The 17,630-nt window shown below is 42.1% G+C and carries 16 protein-coding genes and 2 pseudogenes; 8 read left to right on the forward strand and 10 right to left on the reverse strand.

Annotation, left to right across the window (positions count from 1 at the left end; translation table 11 throughout):
• Positions 1-193: 193 nt before the first annotated feature.
• Positions 194-472: a hypothetical protein gene (locus MSWH1_RS19905; protein WP_052722614.1), complete on the reverse strand. Its 279-nt coding sequence runs from the start codon at positions 470-472 to the stop codon at positions 194-196.
• Between the two features lie 128 nt (positions 473-600).
• On the opposite strand from MSWH1_RS19905, the gene MSWH1_RS19910 reads away from it, so the two are divergent.
• The 5 genes from MSWH1_RS19910 (at position 601) to MSWH1_RS06010 (ending at position 5,392) form a co-directional block, all read left to right on the forward strand.
• Entirely contained in the window at positions 601-1,386 is a 786-nt protein-coding gene (locus tag MSWH1_RS19910; RefSeq protein WP_052722618.1) for a NosD domain-containing protein, read from the forward strand.
• 78 nt (positions 1,387-1,464) lie between these two features.
• A complete protein-coding gene (locus tag MSWH1_RS05995; RefSeq protein ID WP_048126950.1) occupies positions 1,465-1,764 on the forward strand; it encodes a PGF-pre-PGF domain-containing protein in 300 nt (99 codons plus the stop codon).
• 773 nt (positions 1,765-2,537) lie between these two features.
• A complete protein-coding gene (locus MSWH1_RS06000) occupies positions 2,538-3,107 on the forward strand; it encodes an HdeD family acid-resistance protein (RefSeq protein WP_231585615.1) in 570 nt (189 codons plus the stop codon).
• 37 nt (positions 3,108-3,144) lie between these two features.
• Positions 3,145-3,525: a hypothetical protein gene (locus tag MSWH1_RS06005; protein ID WP_048126951.1), complete on the forward strand. Its 381-nt coding sequence runs from the start codon at positions 3,145-3,147 to the stop codon at positions 3,523-3,525.
• Positions 3,526-3,790: 265 nt separating this feature from the next.
• The gene (locus MSWH1_RS06010; RefSeq protein ID WP_052722620.1) at positions 3,791-5,392 is read left to right on the forward strand and encodes an MFS transporter; all 1,602 of its coding nucleotides are present in this window, start codon (positions 3,791-3,793) and stop codon (positions 5,390-5,392) included.
• A gap of 728 nt (positions 5,393-6,120) precedes the next feature.
• Here MSWH1_RS06010 and MSWH1_RS06015 read toward each other — a convergent pair.
• The 6 genes and pseudogenes from MSWH1_RS06015 to MSWH1_RS06045 all read right to left on the reverse strand — a co-directional run bounded on the left by MSWH1_RS06015 (position 6,121) and on the right by MSWH1_RS06045 (position 12,966).
• Positions 6,121-6,612 carry a hypothetical protein gene (locus MSWH1_RS06015; protein ID WP_048126953.1) on the reverse strand — a complete coding sequence of 164 codons (492 nt, stop codon included), beginning with the start codon at positions 6,610-6,612 and terminating at the stop codon, positions 6,121-6,123.
• 743 nt (positions 6,613-7,355) lie between these two features.
• Positions 7,356-8,243 carry a hypothetical protein gene (locus MSWH1_RS06020; RefSeq protein ID WP_048126955.1) on the reverse strand — a complete coding sequence of 296 codons (888 nt, stop codon included), beginning with the start codon at positions 8,241-8,243 and terminating at the stop codon, positions 7,356-7,358.
• Between the two features lie 256 nt (positions 8,244-8,499).
• Positions 8,500-9,336, reverse strand: coding sequence for a hypothetical protein (locus tag MSWH1_RS06025; RefSeq protein ID WP_048126958.1), 837 nt, complete (start codon positions 9,334-9,336; stop codon positions 8,500-8,502).
• Positions 9,337-9,497: 161 nt separating this feature from the next.
• Positions 9,498-10,334 (reverse strand): hypothetical protein, encoded by an 837-nt coding sequence (locus MSWH1_RS06030; protein WP_082088042.1) that lies wholly within the window; start codon positions 10,332-10,334, stop codon positions 9,498-9,500.
• A gap of 582 nt (positions 10,335-10,916) precedes the next feature.
• Positions 10,917-12,293 (reverse strand): annotated as a pseudogene (locus MSWH1_RS17985) (monomethylamine:corrinoid methyltransferase).
• A gap of 19 nt (positions 12,294-12,312) precedes the next feature.
• On the reverse strand, positions 12,313-12,966 hold the full coding sequence (locus MSWH1_RS06045; RefSeq protein ID WP_048126966.1) for a methyltransferase cognate corrinoid protein: 654 nt from the start codon (positions 12,964-12,966) through the stop codon (positions 12,313-12,315).
• 346 nt (positions 12,967-13,312) lie between these two features.
• On the opposite strand from MSWH1_RS06045, the pseudogene MSWH1_RS18870 reads away from it, so the two are divergent.
• Positions 13,313-13,501 (forward strand): annotated as a pseudogene (locus tag MSWH1_RS18870) (IS5/IS1182 family transposase); the annotation flags it as partial.
• Positions 13,502-13,722: 221 nt separating this feature from the next.
• On the opposite strand, the gene MSWH1_RS06055 reads toward MSWH1_RS18870, so the two are convergent.
• The 3 genes from MSWH1_RS06055 to MSWH1_RS06065 all read right to left on the reverse strand — a co-directional run bounded on the left by MSWH1_RS06055 (position 13,723) and on the right by MSWH1_RS06065 (position 16,063).
• A complete protein-coding gene (locus tag MSWH1_RS06055; RefSeq protein WP_156148085.1) occupies positions 13,723-13,959 on the reverse strand; it encodes a hypothetical protein in 237 nt (78 codons plus the stop codon).
• 110 nt (positions 13,960-14,069) lie between these two features.
• Positions 14,070-14,423 carry a Rieske (2Fe-2S) protein gene (locus MSWH1_RS06060; protein ID WP_048126972.1) on the reverse strand — a complete coding sequence of 118 codons (354 nt, stop codon included), beginning with the start codon at positions 14,421-14,423 and terminating at the stop codon, positions 14,070-14,072.
• A 185-nt stretch (positions 14,424-14,608) separates the two neighbouring features.
• Positions 14,609-16,063, reverse strand: a complete 1,455-nt coding sequence (locus MSWH1_RS06065) for an NAD(P)/FAD-dependent oxidoreductase (RefSeq protein ID WP_048126974.1) — start codon at positions 16,061-16,063, stop codon at positions 14,609-14,611.
• A gap of 665 nt (positions 16,064-16,728) precedes the next feature.
• On the opposite strand from MSWH1_RS06065, the gene MSWH1_RS19915 reads away from it, so the two are divergent.
• The gene (locus MSWH1_RS19915; RefSeq protein ID WP_231585712.1) at positions 16,729-17,013 is read left to right on the forward strand and encodes a transposase; all 285 of its coding nucleotides are present in this window, start codon (positions 16,729-16,731) and stop codon (positions 17,011-17,013) included.
• Between the two features lie 163 nt (positions 17,014-17,176).
• Positions 17,177-17,557 (forward strand): zinc ribbon domain-containing protein, encoded by a 381-nt coding sequence (locus MSWH1_RS19920; RefSeq protein ID WP_052723137.1) that lies wholly within the window; start codon positions 17,177-17,179, stop codon positions 17,555-17,557.
• Positions 17,558-17,630 lie beyond the last annotated feature (73 nt).

Genomic DNA, 17,630 nt, shown 5'->3' on the forward strand with positions numbered 1-17,630 from the left:
GGTCAGGCAGGGGGCTCTGGACAACGATAACATCAAGTGAGCTCTAAAGGAATACGGGGCATTTGCCTCTTCAATATATGTGGATCTTAGCTATTTTGATCCTGATAACAACAGCTATTACTATTCCGGCCAGGATTTTTTGAACCACCTGGTTGCTATTGTCGGCTGGGACGATTCCTTTGACAGAAATAAATTATATCTGGCTGCTCCGGGAGACGGCGCCTTTATTGTAAAGAACTCCTGAGGATCTGACTGGGGAGAAGAAGGTTATTTCTACGTCTCCTATTATGATTCGAAAATAGGCAAGGATAATACCATTTACACCGCAGAGAATCTCGGTGACTGCGATTCCATATACCAGTATGATCCCCTGGGCTGGGTCAGCAGTTTCGGGTATGCCGGTGTATTTATACCGATCCGGTTTCCGGACCTGTAAACCCTGAGGACCCAAAAGCATACGGAAATGGAACATTTACTTATGCAGGTTAGCATACAGTCCGGCTGGACCAGAGAGTTTCACTTGAAGAAGGGCAGAATTTTTCAGTGGTGTTCGGGCTAAGTGCTCCAGAATAGGGATATCCCGTTGCTCTGGAATGCCCGGTGGAGGACTACAGCAGTCAGGTTTCTTCCAATGCCGGGGAAAGCTATGTCAGTTCTGACGGTCTGAGCTGGGTGGACCTCTCTTCTGTCCTTGAAAATTCAAACGCCTGCATAAAAGCGTTTACTGATAGGGATGTAGCTCCGGAAGCTGCTTTTGTAAGGACTGTTACTTTGGGTGCTGCTCCTCTAACAGTCAGTTCAGTGCAGGCAAACTACGCAATTTCGAACTTCGACACAGGGATCTATTTGTATTATTCCGATAACAATATGCTCTACCGGAACATTGCTATTTTAAATAATTGCGGAATCGTTCTCAAAGGGTCCGGGGATAATAAACTTCGCTTTAACGAGATGGGGCACAATGAATATAATTTGGTAATTACAGACTTTATTTCCTTAAACGATATTGATGCGAGCAATAACGTTGACGGCAAGTGTGTCTATTATGTTGTTGGGAAAAGCGACCTGGAAATAAATGCTTCTTCCGGGGCAGGGGTGGTTTTCTGTATTGACTGCCAGAATGTGACTGTCTGCGACCTTGACCTGAAAACTAACTATTTGGGAATTGTCCTTTCTAATACCAGCACTTTCCTTCTTGAAAAAAACACACTTGCAAATAACTACATAGGAATGTACCTCCTGAATTCCAGGGATGGGAAACTAATAAACAACAGTGCGGATTCAAATATAGAGTACGGTTTCCTTTTTGAAAATGCCAGTGAAAATACCATAGAGAACAATACCGCAGATTCCAATTCTATTTACGGGCTCTTTACACAATTATGATGCAGGCATTTATGTTTCCAGCTCGGAAAATACCATAGTTGCAGACAATAATCTTGAAGTTCAGACGCCGCTAGTAAAATGGATAGCGATCTCTCCAATGGATTTGAGATCTCTTTGATTACTGAACTTTCCCAGAACCTGAATCCCCTGGAAGACAGTGAAGAGTTTGAAACCTCTGAAAATATCGATAGATCGGGTGTAAAATTCAGAGTTTCAAAAGCCTGGATTGAAGAAAATAACGTAGATATCTCCACTATTGTCCTGGAAAGATTCCATGAAGAATCCTGGACTTCCTTTGAAACGACGATGACCGGGGAAGACGAAAAATACTACTTCTTCGAGGCTGAAACTCAGGATTCCTCCGGCATGCAACTATGAGAACGGAAATGACCCTGAAGCTATGGGAAAAAAGAATTTTGTACGGGGTTCGCGAGAAGAGGTTCAGGTTGAAAATACTTAACTTCAAACTCTTTTATTTTTCAATTTTGTTTTGATTCTTTTTTCAATTTTGTTTTGATTCTTTTTTCAATTTTGTTTTGATTCTTTTTCCTTTTTTTGAAGGACCTCCCGGCAAGCTGAAGGAGTTCCGGGTAAAAGAGTCTTCTTTGAGAATTAATAATAAGTTATTTTATATCTATTCATTTGTATATAAATATCCATATCACTGCTTCATCATCAGGTGGATATGAAGAGGGGGGAGAGGGGGATTAATCTTGATACTGAAATTGGTCTTGAAATTAACACTGAACTTGAGATCCCTAAAAAATCTTGTCTTTATATTCTGCAGTGATAAATGAATAGTTTATTTCAGCCTGCGTCACGGCGGGGTTTTCAATGATGGAAAAGACAAACTCAATCAGCACCTTTCACAATGAGGTCACCTGGGATTAATGAGGGTAAGCTGTACAGGTGTGAAGTTCATCAATTGACTACCCGGAATGAAGAAATTGCTCTTCTTTGTTGAGAGGGGAGGCGTTCTTCTCTTTGACTCTGGCTATTCCTGAGTGTTCTGGAAATTATCCGGAAACAGGAAGTTCCAACAGGAAGTTCCGTGCTCAGGATAAATGATGTCTCTTTAGCTGTGCCCACAACTGTATTCTGGTAGTGAAAAGTCTCGGTTGAGGTACTAAATATATTGGGGAGATGGATTTATGGAACAACCAATTGAGGTTATTGAACAACCAATTAATGCTGATAGCGAGGTAGGGTATGAAATACTGGAGGCACCCTGGTGGGTAGTTCTTCTGGAAGGGGCTATCGCTATTATTGTTGGTTTATTTCTGTTATACAGACCTGCAGTAACAACTATATTTCTCTTACAGGTCCTGGGTATTTTCTGGGTGGCGGGCGGAATTCTTTCCGTCTTAGGAGCATTAATGTTCTCGGGAAGCAGGTTGTGGAAATTGCTTTCAGGTATCCTGGGCATTATTGCAGGAATCGTTATAATGACGTACCCTCTTCTCAGCCCTTTCGTAGTTCTCACACTTTTTGTTATTTTCATAGGGGTATGGGCTATAATCACCGGTGCTGTAAAACTTGCCTGGGGACTTAAAGGTGGAGGATGGGGGATGGGAATCCTTGGTGTCCTGACCATAATCCTCGGCATACTCCTGCTGACAAACTCTCTGGCAGGAGCCCTGTTTCTCCCGTGGATATTCGGATTTTTCCTTATTGTCGGGGGAATGGGGGCAGTCATCGGAGGACTAAAAATGCGAACCTGATGCCGAATTTTGAGGAAAATAAGAAGGAGATTTGATTATGGAAAGACCTATAGGTGTTACTATTCTGGCCCTAGCGGCTGTAGTTCTGGCGTTTTTAAACGCTATTGTAATGCTCCGGTTTCTTGGATTTTTACCCTTTCTGGGGTCTCTGAACATCCGCATTTTTAACCTCTGGTATGCACTATTGTACGGCCTGCTTGCCTACATATGGATGTGGCTGGCTCAAATGCTCTGGCAGGTAGATCCGCAGGCTTGGATGTTTCTGGCTGTTATTGCGGTATTTAATCTGTGCGTGGATTTTGTGTTGCTGGTTACCGGAGGTTCATGGTATGACATTAACGTTTCAGTTATTCTGAATTCCCTTATTCTCATCTATGTCATGTTGCCGGGGGTGAGAGGGGCATTCGGGCATGATTAAACATATTCTACTGGTAGTAAATGATAATGCTCCCAAAAAATGGAAAAGAGCTTCGGATTTCATTTTCTTCCTTTTTGCCGAGGCTCATCGCGGTATGAAGAAGATCTTAGTCGGTGAGTAACAATAGTAAATCTACCGGTTGATAGTGGTTGATAGTGGTTGATAGTAGATCTGCCGATTTTTTCGGGTAAAACTACTATGAAGAAGCATCTTTTCAAGGGTGCTATCAGGTTGCCCTTATTATTCCAATTCTGAAGTGGTTACTGTGGAAAAGAAGATTGTACTTGTTGCACTCTCGCTTGCAATGTTTGTGCTTGTTATCGATACGACTATTATGAATGTTTCGATTTCGACACTTATCAGTGACTTCAATACGGACGTCACCACCGTCCAGGCTGCCATTACCCTGTATGCACTCATTATGGCTTCCCTGATGATCACCGGGGGAAAAATTGGAGATATTATCGGGAGAAAAAGGGCATTCAGGCTCGGACTGATTATATATGGGGTGGGTTCACTCCTGACTTCAATTAGCCCGACAATAGTTGTACTGTTTTTAGGCTGGTCGATTCTTGAAGGGTTTGGGGCAACTCTTGTTATGCCTGCCATCCAGACGCTCGTGACTTCAAACTACAGCGGGAAGGATCGTGCCCTTGCTTATGGGATAATAGGGGGAATTGTTGCAGGCGCAATTGCCCTCGGGCCTATTATAGGAGGCTGGCTGACAACTGCGTACACCTGGAGGTTTGCTTTTGCCGGAGAGGTGGTGGTTGTGGTCTTTGTCCTGTTTTTAAGCCGGTATATTCTGGACGCATCTCTTGAGACTGGAGAGAAACCAAGGCTGGATATAGTTGGTTCGATACTTTCTGCATTCGGGATGGGGTTTATTGTTTTTGGCGTATTACTGGCAGGGACCTACGGCTGGTGGAAGGCACGTCAGCCCTTTTCCATAGGAGGGATTGAAATTTCCCCGTTCGGTCTTTCTCCTACCCCAGTGTTTATTTTAGCAGGAGGCATTATCCTGCTGATTTTTGTCCTCTGGGAACGTCATGTCATTACTCTGGGGAAGATGCCACTCGTAAGGCTCGACGTGCTCAGGGACCGCGGGGTTACTTCTGGTATTTTTGTCCAGATGGTTCAGACCCTTCTTATTGGAGGTTTCCTGTTCAGTATGGCACTTTTCCTGCAGATCGCCCTGGGCCTCAACGCGATGCAGACAGGTTTTATCTACCTACCCCTTTCCATACCGCTTTTAATTGCTTCGCTTATAGCATCTCGATTATCTTCTCGCATAGCTCCAAAGCGCATCATCCAGGTTGGGTTACTCGTACTTATTGCAGGACTTTTTCTTGTTACTGCAACCATTAATGTGGAGGTAAGTGGGCTCGGTCTGATTATCGGGTTTGCCTTAATAGGCATAGGTGCAGGAGTTATAGCATCCCAGATAATGAATCTCGTCCTTTCCCAGGTAGTTCCTGAAAGGACAAGCGAGACAGCTGCCCTGATGAGCACTTCCCAAAACCTCGGCATGGCTATCGGGACTGCCCTGATGGGCTCCATCATCATTGCGGGCCTGGTAGGGGGATCCATTCCCCTCATCAATGACAGTACCGTTATTCCAGAGGATCTAAAGCCCTCCGTGACATCAGCAGTAGAGGATAATGCCCGTTTTTTGAGCAATGAGGAATTGCAGGCTGTCCTGAAAGATGCCCCTCCTGATCTTGCACAGGAAATCCTGAGGATCAACGAAATCGCCCGCATTCAGGGGATAAAAACTTCTCTCTGGGGGCTGGTGATTTTCGTAATCTTTGGCATAATAGTCTCGATTTTCCTGCCGCCTGAAATCCTGGTCTCTAAAAAAGAATGAAGCCTCAAAAGCACCAAGACGATCCTCGGAAGTTCGACAGGTTTTGAATATTCAATACAAGGAATAATACAGGGAATCAAACTATGGCAACCAGAATTAAAGATGTGAAAACCTGAAAAGATTATTTTGGTTTACGCACTTAATGAACAAAATAAAGCATGAGAAGGATGGGAAGGTTATCATAACTCAGTTTAACCGCGTAAGTTAAAGGAGAGAAAAAATGAAATTCTTTTTTTTGCAATCATTTGCAGCTTCTACAACAAGCCGACAACACAGCTTAATCTAAAAACCCTTTTCCAGTACCAGATCTCGCAGCCCGGAAGCGGTGGCCCGCTGCCAATGTCTAAAGGGAATCTCAATCCATTATCCTGTAAGACTTGAAAGGTGTTCCACACTCAGGGATATCTCCCTCAAGAGTGTTAACGCAGAAAAGTGTCTCCAGATATGAATCACAATTAAAAGCGTGACATGCGGATCGCAATCAGAGATGCGGATACGATCAGCCTTCGGAATTCACCCGAAGTCTCATCAAGCGTGTCCATTGTCAGCGCGCGGATATCCCAAATGAATCCCAGAGCTATCTTCCCTGCGTATTTCTGATACTTTTTTTATTTTCTGGGTTTTTGATTGATTGCAGTCACTTGCTAGTGAAATCGATGGTTAATTTTTGTGATCCCAGAAACTATTAAAAAGTCTCATATATAATCTCAGCTTCGTCCATAGTTAAATTAGAAATCTTCCATAAGGGCTGCGGCATTTATTGCAGCTTTTTCAAGACCTGCATCTACAGCGCACCTTCCAATATCCCCGATTAAAGAAAAAAAATCTTCATTGAAGTCTTTAAATTCATTTTCTGAGTCTATGCAAAAATCATGGAGTTCTTTTAAACAAAACTGGCTTGTAATAGCTTCCTGTTCCATTCCCTGCCTTACAGCTTCTTTTCCCACTTCTTTCAGGGAGACAGCTATCAGCCGAAGAGAAAAAAGAGTTTCCATGTCAGTTGCTTTTTCTCCCAGAGCTTTAAGAGCAAGAGCGGTCTCCAGCACCGCATCACTAATTCCATTTCTTGCCGCTTCCTGCCCGATAAGCCCAAGGGAAGCTGCTGCATTAATAACTCCAGCTGTCATATTTATCTCAGCCGCAGCCAGCCCAAGGGATCTTATGCACTCAATTTTCCCGCATGTTGCCTTCTGCGGGAACTGACCTGCAAAATATCTCATTTCAAGCTCACCCAGTTCATTTCTTGATCCAGAGAAGATGTACCTCTTTTTGAGCCTTAATCACCTCAAGCACGGGTTCAAGCAGAGGGATCTCTTCTATTTAAAGCAAATTTAGCCTCCATTTTTAAGCCGTTATTATAATTTATGATCTCACAGGTTATTACTTTTTCGTATTTTACTGACAATTATTCATATATTTAAAAACAGGGCGGAAAAATAGATAGATAGTAGAAAAATTACCACTTATCGGTTTAAAAAGACATCTGGTTTAAAAATATGTGAACTACCCGCTAAATCTAAAGATTTTACGGGCTTCATGAGTCATCCCTCTGCCTAATGGCGACAGGTCATGCAGGTTCTACCCTGTTTCCCACAGATGAAACAGTTTGAATTGAGTCTCCTTTCGGGTTCCAGTTTTCTCTGGCACTACCCCGAACCTTTCGGGTGATCTGGTCGTGAAGTTTGCCCTGTTAACCAACTTGCGAGAATCGCATTGTGGTGACAGCAAAATACCTCAATCCTTGCTTGGTTTTCTCTTCGGAAATCAGCATAGAGTAATAGACTTCAAAATAAATATAAGTTTGCGGAATCAATACCAGTAGAACGTTAAAACGTTGACGCTTATATTCCATGAAAGTAAGATTTCATGGGTTTTACACTTCTTCCTATAAAATCGCATATGAAATCAGTCAAAAATCAGTCAAAAAGAAAAGAAAAAAATAGTGTTTAAGGGGCTTTTCTGCTTATAGGCTTGAATAAACCTTTTTCTGCAGCTCCTTTATCTCCTGAAGTTTCCCGATGCTTTCACCGGTTTCCCTGACTCCCGGGAATTTAAAACTGTCAAGAGCCATTTCCGTAACAATAGGAGAATTGATAAGGGCTTTTTCTTCAGCTTGTATTTTTAAGGTTTCAAGTGCCCACTGGCTCTGGAGTACAGCCTCATGAAGCTTATTCTTAAAGGAAAGCTTGCCTGCATCTTCAATCGAAAGGGCTACTGAACTCAGTGCCTCATCAAAGTATTTTTCTGCAGCAAGATTACCTATTTCCTCAAGCAGCAGAAGGGTGCTGATAGTTTCGGCCTCAAGGCTTTCTGAGGCTACCTTTTTCCCAACCTCTCCAAGGCAGTTTATTGCGTTAAGTAAAGCTTCTTCCATACCCTGCACTGCAGCAGCAGACCCGATATCCCTTAAGAGCAGGGAAAAGGCAACCATTTCTTCCTGATCTTTCTTCTCAGGAGAGGAATGGTTCCAGATTTCCATCATGGTAGTAGCAGCTACCTTCGAACCTGCTTCAAGTGAACTTGAAGCTGCCGTTCTCCCTAGCTTCCCTGTTTCTACTATCGTCCTGTTCAGAATAGACCCGTATCCTTTTTTTGCTGCTATTCTTGCCAGTTTCCCGAAGGCAAGGACTGAGTTGATCGTGACAAGTTCCATTTTCTCCTGTGCAGCTGCCTGTGCGATATCCGAGATTGAGAGGATAACCCTCCTGGCATCTGCCTCTTCATTTTCAGAGAGGAAACCTTCTGCAATCCCTGTAAGGGAATCCAGAGCCTGGAAAACTTCGTTTTCATTTTTTCCCTCAACTGAAGACAAACCTATGTCGACTGCCTCTGCCTCGTTTAATGTGATCATTCTTTTTGCCCCTCTACTTAATATACAGGATGATATTTCCTGACTTATTCTATGAAATTAGGAGATTATTAGTGTTGCTATTTTGTAATAGAGATACTTCTTTATGAGACTTCCGAGGTTTGAGGCTGTTGGTGAAACTGAACAGTACCTTTTCATGCCAAATAAAAAGCCGCCTTCAAAGTTTCAGGAAAACAGATCTTAGCGTAAAAAGTGAAAAAATATAACTTAAGGCTTGGGCCTGTTCAGTCGAACTTACTCATTCAAAAGATTCGGCTTCGTGTATGTACTCAGAGCCGTTAAAGGTTTCAATAGAAAGTTTTGCTACAAGCATATAACTTACCAGAAACTTTTCTTTTGGCTCAAGCATTATCGTTCCAAGTGCATCAGCAGCCTTTATAACCACATTTTCAAAATTTCTAAAATCGGTATTGGGAAACGGATGTTCAAAAAAAACAGGCATATGCCGGGGAGGACAGTTCTCTTCCCCGTTCTCCATAAGGAAACCCATAGTACTCTGAAGTTCATCAGAGAAAAATTGCTCATCCTTGCCCTGAGGTAGAGACTGAATTATGCCTGATGCAGGAGAAAGAAGACCTTCGTTCTCCGGAACCTTGGCGATTTTTTGCCTTGATGTTTCTTTTCCTATGGCTCCTATTGCAAGAGAAGATACAAGAGATTCTCTTTTCAGCTTGCAAAGGGACGCAGAGTTTGCAATCTCCCCGAGGTAAGCAACTGCAATCTTGACTGCGGTTTCCATCTCCTGTCCAACTGCGGATTTTCCGATTGCACAGAGAGAGTAAATAATACTGAAACCTGTATCGGACATTTTCTGTTCTCTTGCAGCCTCAGCCATCCTTCCCAGAGAAATGAGGGTAATTAAAACCCCAAGTTCCATTTTTTGAACGGCAGCTGCATTTCCAATGTCTCTTATGCTGATTATAGCCCTTTTTGCATCGGGTTCAAGCCCTTTATTTATGTATTTCGTTCCCTGCTCTGTTAAAAAATCTATGGACCTCAGTACACCCAGTTCATCATTTCCCTTAACCGAGCTTAAGCCAAGGTCTATTGCCCTGGCTTCGTTTAAAATGGACATTTGGATTACCCCAGTTTTCTTACATCCGGAAAAAACATCTGGATATCAGACAGTCTTGCCGGTATTCAGGCCTCTTCCTTATAGAAGAAGGTGCTGCGTAGTTCAGGCACTCAAATGAGTTTGTGCCCGGACGGTTCCTTTAAAGGACTCGAAAAAACTCATCAATCAATATCAGGAAACTTTCTCTTTCTTCTCAAATTTTTGTTCAATTTTTCTTCCAGTTTTTCGAGACCTAAATTGTCAAAATGCATGAGGGCTACTTCGGCTATTATAGATGCGCTCACAAGATAGCGGTCCTGGGCATCAAACTTGATGGTTTCAAGGGAATAAGCTGCTTGGAATAGGGCTCTTTCAAGTCCCTGCCTATCGGCAGCCTTCCCAATATCCCCAAGTAAACGGGCACTGGTATCAGCAGTTTCTTTCAGATTCTTCTCAATTGCTCCAGTCCCTATTTCCTGCAACAGAAGTTCGGCGTTTAATGCTGCATCTTCGAAGTTATGGCTTGCCGCAATTTTCCCCGTTTCTCCTAGTAAAGTCACTGTACAATTTGCGGCATCCCCAAGGCTTTGATTTGTTACGCTTTTTCCAATCTCCCCAAGAGCGAAAATGATTGCTATTGTTTCTTTTCTGGTTCTTGTAAAGGCTGCAGTATTTCCCATCTCCCCAAGGCAGGAAGCTGCAATTCTTGCGGGAAACTCCATTTTCTGCCCTCCTGCCGCTTTTCCAATTTCACCAATAGCAAGTGCGATATTGACAACGGCGTTTTCCATCCCCTGCCTGCAAGCCTCTTTTGCAATCGGGGAATAAAGAAGAAGAGCATTTGTAACAACCATTTCCAATCCAGCGAGAGCTGATGCTATTCCTATCTCTTTTATATGTTCGATTAATCTTCTAGTATCACTTTCCAGTCCTTCTTTTGCGTATTTTATTGCAAGTTCTGACAGGTGGGAAAGAATCTCAACTATACTGGCTTCGTCTTTTTCATCTACCGAAGCCAACCCTATCCCTAACGCCTCGTCTTCATCAAGTGGTAGAATCCTTCATACCCCCAGATTCTATCTTAGTTAAATATGGATACGTGGGGATATTAGCTTTGTTATGAAAGAGATAAGTAATCTGAAGAATTCCTCCTCTTTTTCTTTAATGAAAAGAAGAAAATTGTTTGATCCTGTTGGATATTTATAAGGTATATGTTAAAATGAGCCAATCACTCTATGTGGATAGATATAAATAGTAATATACGGTAATATGATACCGGTTGCTTGCGGGTAAATCGAAACCTCATTTCACACACATGAGAATCGAAACGATTACTCTAGAAGGATAGGTTTCATTCCTTCTTCCTGTCCGTTCCTAATGTTGACTCGTGAGCAACTATTCTCTTAATTTGTCTGTTAAAGCTTGAAGATTTAACTGTGTTTCTTTTTAATCCAAATTTGTGTGTCATTTTTCTCTAAATATGTTTATTTAGAAAAAAAATGTTTCGGGATAAATGACTGGGCCGTAAGAAAAAAAAACCGATCCGGGAATAGAACTCCAGGACCTGAATTGCTTAAAGATCAAGTACTTGAACTTTCGGCTTAGAATACAAGTCCGAGGTCTTCGAGCTGCTTTCTTGCAGAGTTGTATACCTGGACGTATTCTTCAGTTGGGGTGATGGTCTTTACGTCGTAGCATTCCTGGAAGGTCTTTCCTGCCGGAGCGCTTGCGTAGTTCTTCTCATAGAGTGGCACGAGCTTGTCTAGAACCTTATTTACCTCTGAGATTTCCATTCCAGCGGTTGCCCTTGCAACTTCTCCCATCATTCTGGCTTCCATACCTGTGGTCTTGTCGGTTACGACACCTTTTGCAGCTGCGACACCTGATAGGATTTCGCGTCCTGATGCGGTGTCAGTAATGGACTGAGCAGAGGCTTCGAGTAGGCACATCTCGGTACATGGTCCTGCACATGGGTAATACTGATTACCTGAGAGCATATTTGTGAACTCGGAAATGGTTGCACATGCCCAGCCTGCAATAGTAAGGGTTTCCCTTGTGTTGGTGGAGCCCCAGCGGATGTGGACAGGACCGTCAAGGTGCCAGCTTGCATTGCTCATGACAAAGGCATTGATGTGGGTTGCAACGTCGACTATTGTGGTTTCTTCAATCCCGCCTGCATATCCTCCGAAGATAGGCATCTGCTCATCCATGATGATATCACTGTTTGCATTGTAGTGGGCAATTACAGAGATTGCATCAAGGTCGATCTTGAGTTCGTTGAGCTGTGAGACTTCGTGGCTATCCGAGCTTATCTGACCACCAACGCAGTCAGAGGATATATTTCCATGAGCAGACAGGGAAGTCTCCGGGCCCTATATGCCCATTCCCGGGCGGCCTGCCATTGCGCATGCCTGTTTTATGAGCCTGGTTTCCGTCTTTGCTGCCAGGATTTCATAGGGGCTTTTTGGAATAGGGGCTTTCCCGCGGATAGAGGTCATGACACCGTCTACAATCGTATCTACTTCCTTTTCCAGAGCGTAGCTCATGTGGACAGGCATGAAGACCTCTTCTGAAATAGGAGAACCAGTGGGTCCGCCCTGGACGATTGGCTTCTTCTTGTCGCCGACTTCTCTCTTGGAAACGCGGACTGCATCCCTGCCGGTCCCGAGAGTGAATTCCTTCTGGACGTTGTTGATTGCGTTCCAGATTTCATCTTCAGTGTACTTTACGATCCTGTGGGTGTCGGTACAGTAGATACCACACTCAAGAAGCATGTCAAATCCTGCCTTGAAGAGCTTTTCCATCATGTCCTTGTCTGTTGGAACAAACTCTCCCTTGAAGTCAAGCCCGTACTTCTGCTTGAGCTCCATTGCCTTCATGGGGATTTTCATAAGGTCCCAGTCGTCCTGAGTGCACTTTTCTCCTACTTTTGCCCTGTCGTAAAATTCGTAGCAATCAAATGATTTTCTGAACGTCATGTTCTTTTGCCTCCCAGGATTATTTCATAACTTCAAGGGCTATCTTTGCAGCTTCTGCAGCATTTTCTGCAGTTGCATCCGCTCCGATTTCCTCGATCCATTTCCTGGATACGGGGGCTCCTCCGAACATGCATTTTACACTGTCTTTGAGGTTTTCTTCTCTGAGTCTGTCCATGAGATCTTTCTGGCCGAGCATGGAGGTGGTCATGAGGGCTGAGCCAACAAGCAGGACCTTTTGTCCTTTGTGTTTTGCAGCCTCTTCTACAACGGTTTCATTAAGGACATCGGTTCCGAGGTCAAGGATCTCAAATCCATTTGCTCCGAGCATGGTGGAAACAAGGCGGTGCCCGATGTCGTGGATGTCTCCTTCTGCAACAAAGGTGATTGCAAGTCCGGTTTCCTCTCCTTCCACTTTGGTTTTCTCAAGTTCAGGAGTGAGGATTTCCATTGCAACGCTCATTGCTTTTGCAGACATCATGATCTGGGGTAGGTAAATCTCGGCGGCTTCGAACTTGTCCCCGATAATCTTCATTCCAACGGAAAGGCCCTTTGTGATAATGTCAATTGCGGGAATTCCTGCAGCCAGGGCTTCCTGGGTTAACTGTGCAATGCCTGTGATGTTTTGAGTTACGATCGCGCTGGTTAGCTTTTCAAAAATCTTGGTATTTGTCATCCCATCATCACTTCTTTCTATTTTTTTGTCCGGTAAAGAGATCTTTTTCTACCTACTGGCAAACGGAATCCTGTTACCTCTTTATTATATATATAATTTTGTCAACAAACTGATCTCTTTTATATAATTGTCTTTTGAAAAAGGGGAAATTTAAGGTTTAATTATTAGGGCCCTCTTAAACTTACTATTTAACTGAAACTTATTTTCCATTTTTTTTTCTGCTAATTAAACCAGATAACAGTTCTCCCAAAAAAAGTACATTTTATTTTTGATCTAAAATCTAATTAGAGCCTTAAAAAACCGTAAATTTTATTGAAAATGACGTAAAATCCGCTTTTGGCGATATATTAAAATCGTACTACTGAGCATGTTTTTTTCCTGTGAAATTTCCTATTCTATCAGAGAATTAAAAGAAAGGGATAGCTTGAGAAATTTTTTAAAAATCAGTTCTGTACCAACTGAAAATGAAATTTATGGTATTCTCAGTAAATATGAACCAAACTTTGCACAGATATACGAGGAATTCTGTCCAAAAGTACTGTTTTTTAGCTGTACTTTTAGTGGGGATAACTGTAAATTATGGCATTAATGAAAAAAAGGAATTACAAGCCTTTTCTGAGTAACGAAGTAAAGAGGAGGCTATTAATTATATATATTTTGTTGTTAAGGGCTATTTGGGGCCCGGGCAAAAAAAACCGTAAAATAAGAGATGTTTTGCAACGAAAAGGAAAAAAATTTGAATTTGATTGCCTTGCCTCACCTGAATAAGAAAATAAACACAATGAATGCCACGATGTTTAGCAGAAAACCAAACACGCTAACTGTAAGTCCTGCCTTTGCGGTTGCGTCCTGACCCTGTTTCAGGCAGGATCTGGCGAGGATGATACCTGCAAGTGCAAAGGGTATTGCAAAGGATGTAAGGAATAAGTTCCCTATCCCAAGCCAGAATGTGAGAGAAAAAATTACACTGATCAGTCCGAATACAAGGCTCAAAATCCCCTTATTCCCCGAAATGCTACTGATTTCGCTCCCTCCTGCATGAAAAATTATACACAATCCATTTAGCAAACCCTTAATTAAGAGAGAAAAGATCAGGTATACGGTTATTCTTCGATTTTTACCCCTATTTTATCTCCCTCAAGTTTCCACTCATACCGCTTCAGTTCCAGTGAGTCGTTCAGACATTTCCCTGTTCTTACGTCAAATCTTCTGCCGTGACAGAGACACGTGAGAGTGAATTCCTCCAGCCTGCCCCTATCCATAGGACATCGGGCGTGAGGGCAGATATTTGTGAAAGCATGGATCTGTCCCTCCGCTTTAAGGAGAAGCACATTTCTTCCCCCTGGTTCAACATGAAGAAGCTTTCCTTCTTTTAGGCTGCTTTCTTCAGCTGCATAAAACCAGGGAGGCTCAAAACCAGAAATCGAGCCTTTTTCAGGTATTTTTTCAGAAGGCATTTCTACCAACCACCAGAGACTGGAATTATGAGATTAAATTTATTCTTGATCCCCTCTTGATCCGGAAGTTCTTTTCAATTCTTTTTTACATCATTAGGCTGGTTGCCCGTATAAGTTTTGCTGAAATCAGAAAGGATCAATAAAGGAAAAACAGAGTATATCAATTTTTAATTTAAATTTTATGTTTAATGGAGATTCCCATCCTCATTGAGTATTTTTAAAAGCTCGATTATCGAGTACGATGCTCTGGTAATTCCCATGCTGCGTTTATCCGTATCTGTGCCTGCAATGTAGAGATTTTTGACAGGAGTCCGGATATCCGCAAATTTTCCGTTAATTGTGACTGCAGCTTTTTCGGGGACCATAATCTGTTCGTGTTGCATGTCGATGTATTTTTCGATATTTGGGAGGGCACGGAAAATAGTGTCATAGGCTCTCTTGAGTTCGTGCTCTTCAGTCTGATCTGCGTCTATTACGAAGGAAAAACCTACCAGTTGTCTGTCCTTCGGGGCGAGGGAAGGGTCATAGTTGCTTATGGGCATTGCCCAGTAGGCAAAGTCTTTAAACCAGATCTCAGAACCTGTATAGTTGAACTCAGGGAGTTCTTCCTTCAAGCCAAGCCAGATGGTCAAGCTTTTTGTATGCACGATTCCTTTAAGTTCTTCTTTATAAGCCGGTGGTAGTTCCTTTACAAGCCTTGGGAGCTCGGTTGCAAAGCCTGTATAAATAACAAGATCGGCTGGATAGATTTCATCAGCTTCCACCCCTGAGATCTTTCCATTCTGCACCAGGATGCTTTTTACTTCGCACTCCTTTTTTATTTCTACTGTGTCGGGAAGAGAGTACAGGATGGCATTCAGCAGGGCTTTCAACCCTTTTCTAGGGTATCCCTGGGAATAATTTACCTTGTTTGTAGCAAGCCTTTCAAGGGATGTGAAGGGCTGGGCGACTCTGTCCACGCGGGCCTGCAGGGAAGCATGTAGATGGTATGGAAGGATCGAAGAGAGAATGGACTCGGTAGACTGACGTTTTTTCGGCTCGATTTTTCCGATCATGGCATCAAACTGTTCCTGCGTAATGCTATCCCTGACAAAACTGCTGCCAGAAAGAATGCGCTGAGCAGAGGTCTCTTTCATTGACTTCCCCGAAAGAAAACCTGAGATCGTGTCCACAAAGTCATATGTGTCTTTGCAAAGATTTCTTGGAAGAAAATCATAAACCGACTGGTCCGAGAGATCTATTCCAAAAGATGAAAGCGTAAGGGCTTTCGTAAGGGCCTGTGAAAGGATAAGCCTGTCCTTTCTCGGAAGCACATCAAAAGTCACGAAGTCTTTCAGGTTCGAAGGGACTTTGGTAAAAGCATTTTCAGTCCTGACATAGTAGTGCCCGTAGTCCTCAAATACAGGCAGGAAATCAAAGTAATTATTAATCAGTCTCGGAAGGGGGCCTTCAATCAGATGGGTTATTGCATGTGCTCCTGTATCCACCTGATATCCATCTACCATGTAGCTGTTGCAGTTTCCCCCAAGATATCGTTCTTTCTCAAGAACAAGGACTTTCTTTCCATGCTTGGAAAGCGTCAGCGCAGCCAGAAGCCCGCTTACGCCAGCCCCGACAACAATTACATCATATTTCTTCATTCCCTAAACTACCTCTATTTATTCTAGCGAATCAAGTTTTCAGTTAAATGCAGTTCGTAAACCCTCAGCAGGAAACCTGTTAAATCTTTAGATTTAGCGAGTAGTTGACATGTGTTGAACATATCTTAACAAAAGTTATGTTCTGAAACTTAACGAAGTACTTTTAATATGGGGTATGTGCGAAATTATTTTATATGTAATTTATGATCCAACAAAGTTGTCTCTAATTTCTTCTTTCTATCTGCAGATAGTATAGAGAAAAAAATAGTATTTATAGTTAATAGTCCACATGATAAAGATTATCAAAATCTTCATTTTTGGAAGAAAAGATACTATGTCAGTACAGCAGAACTCAAGGTGGAAAGCTGAAGTATAATACCGTTATTTTTATAGCATATTTAGTAACGGAATAAATTTACCTTGTAGAAGGAATCCAACGTGAAAATCCACTTCATCCAGCATGTCAAATTTGACTCTAAGGCGTGAAGTCCCCTTCCTCGGAGCGTAAGCGACAGGTGGGGGATGAAAACCGTCAACTTCTACAAAACAACAGTAGCATAATTATTTATATTTATAGTTAACTCGATATAGTGATAACTATGTAGTAAAAACTAGATCGTAGGAGCCATTCTGTGTATTCACTCCATTATCATTTCGTTCAGTGTGTGAAATATAGGAGAAAAGCTCTAACGAACCCTCTAGTTGTTGATTTTCTAAAAACTAAAATCCATAACATAAGTGAAACATTCGATGTTGAAGTGCTGAATATAGAGTGTGACAAAGACCATTTTCACTTATTATTCTCAGCAAAACCTTCGCTTGATATTCCAAAATATATCAAATCTACAATGATGATCCATACAAGGGTAGAGGAAATTTCTTTGTATCAATTACATATGAAGAAAACCTCACAACCGAGTATATTGATAACGATTTGTATCAAACAATAGACTTAGGAATCACGAAAACAGTAACAGCAGTAAACACTCAAGGAAAATTCTTTGAAGTTAAAACACCACGTTCAGATCAATACTGGAATACAAAAATAGATACAATCAAATCCAGAAAAGATCATTGTAAAAAAGGAAGCAATAGGTGGAATAGACTGCACGTATGGCTCAATCAAAGAAAGTAACTGGAAAAAGAAAACGTTCTCATAATAGATCAACTCAGAATCAAGGATATCTTTCTCGTTTCATCGAATTCTTGACCTACAAAGCAGAGCTTACAGGTAAAAAAGTAACAAGAATTGATGAAGCTTATACATCAAAGGAGTGCTGTGTCTGTGGAAAAAGACACGACATGCCTCTTTGGGAAAGAATTATGAATCTTTGGGAAAGAATTATGAAATGTGATTGTGGAAACGTTATTAATAGAGATAGAAATAGTGCTATCAACATCATGAAGCGATTCTTATCACAGAATGCTTTGTGGACAGGCTATCAGAAATTTTCTGATAATCTTCGACAAACAGGATTACAGATGGATACTTGAATCATACTTGAATCACTGCAAATATCCAGGTGACGTAATCACTCGAAGTGACGTAATCACTCGAAGTGATGTA

Source organism: Methanosarcina sp. WH1 (assembly GCF_000970005.1).
Lineage (GTDB): Archaea > Halobacteriota > Methanosarcinia > Methanosarcinales > Methanosarcinaceae > Methanosarcina.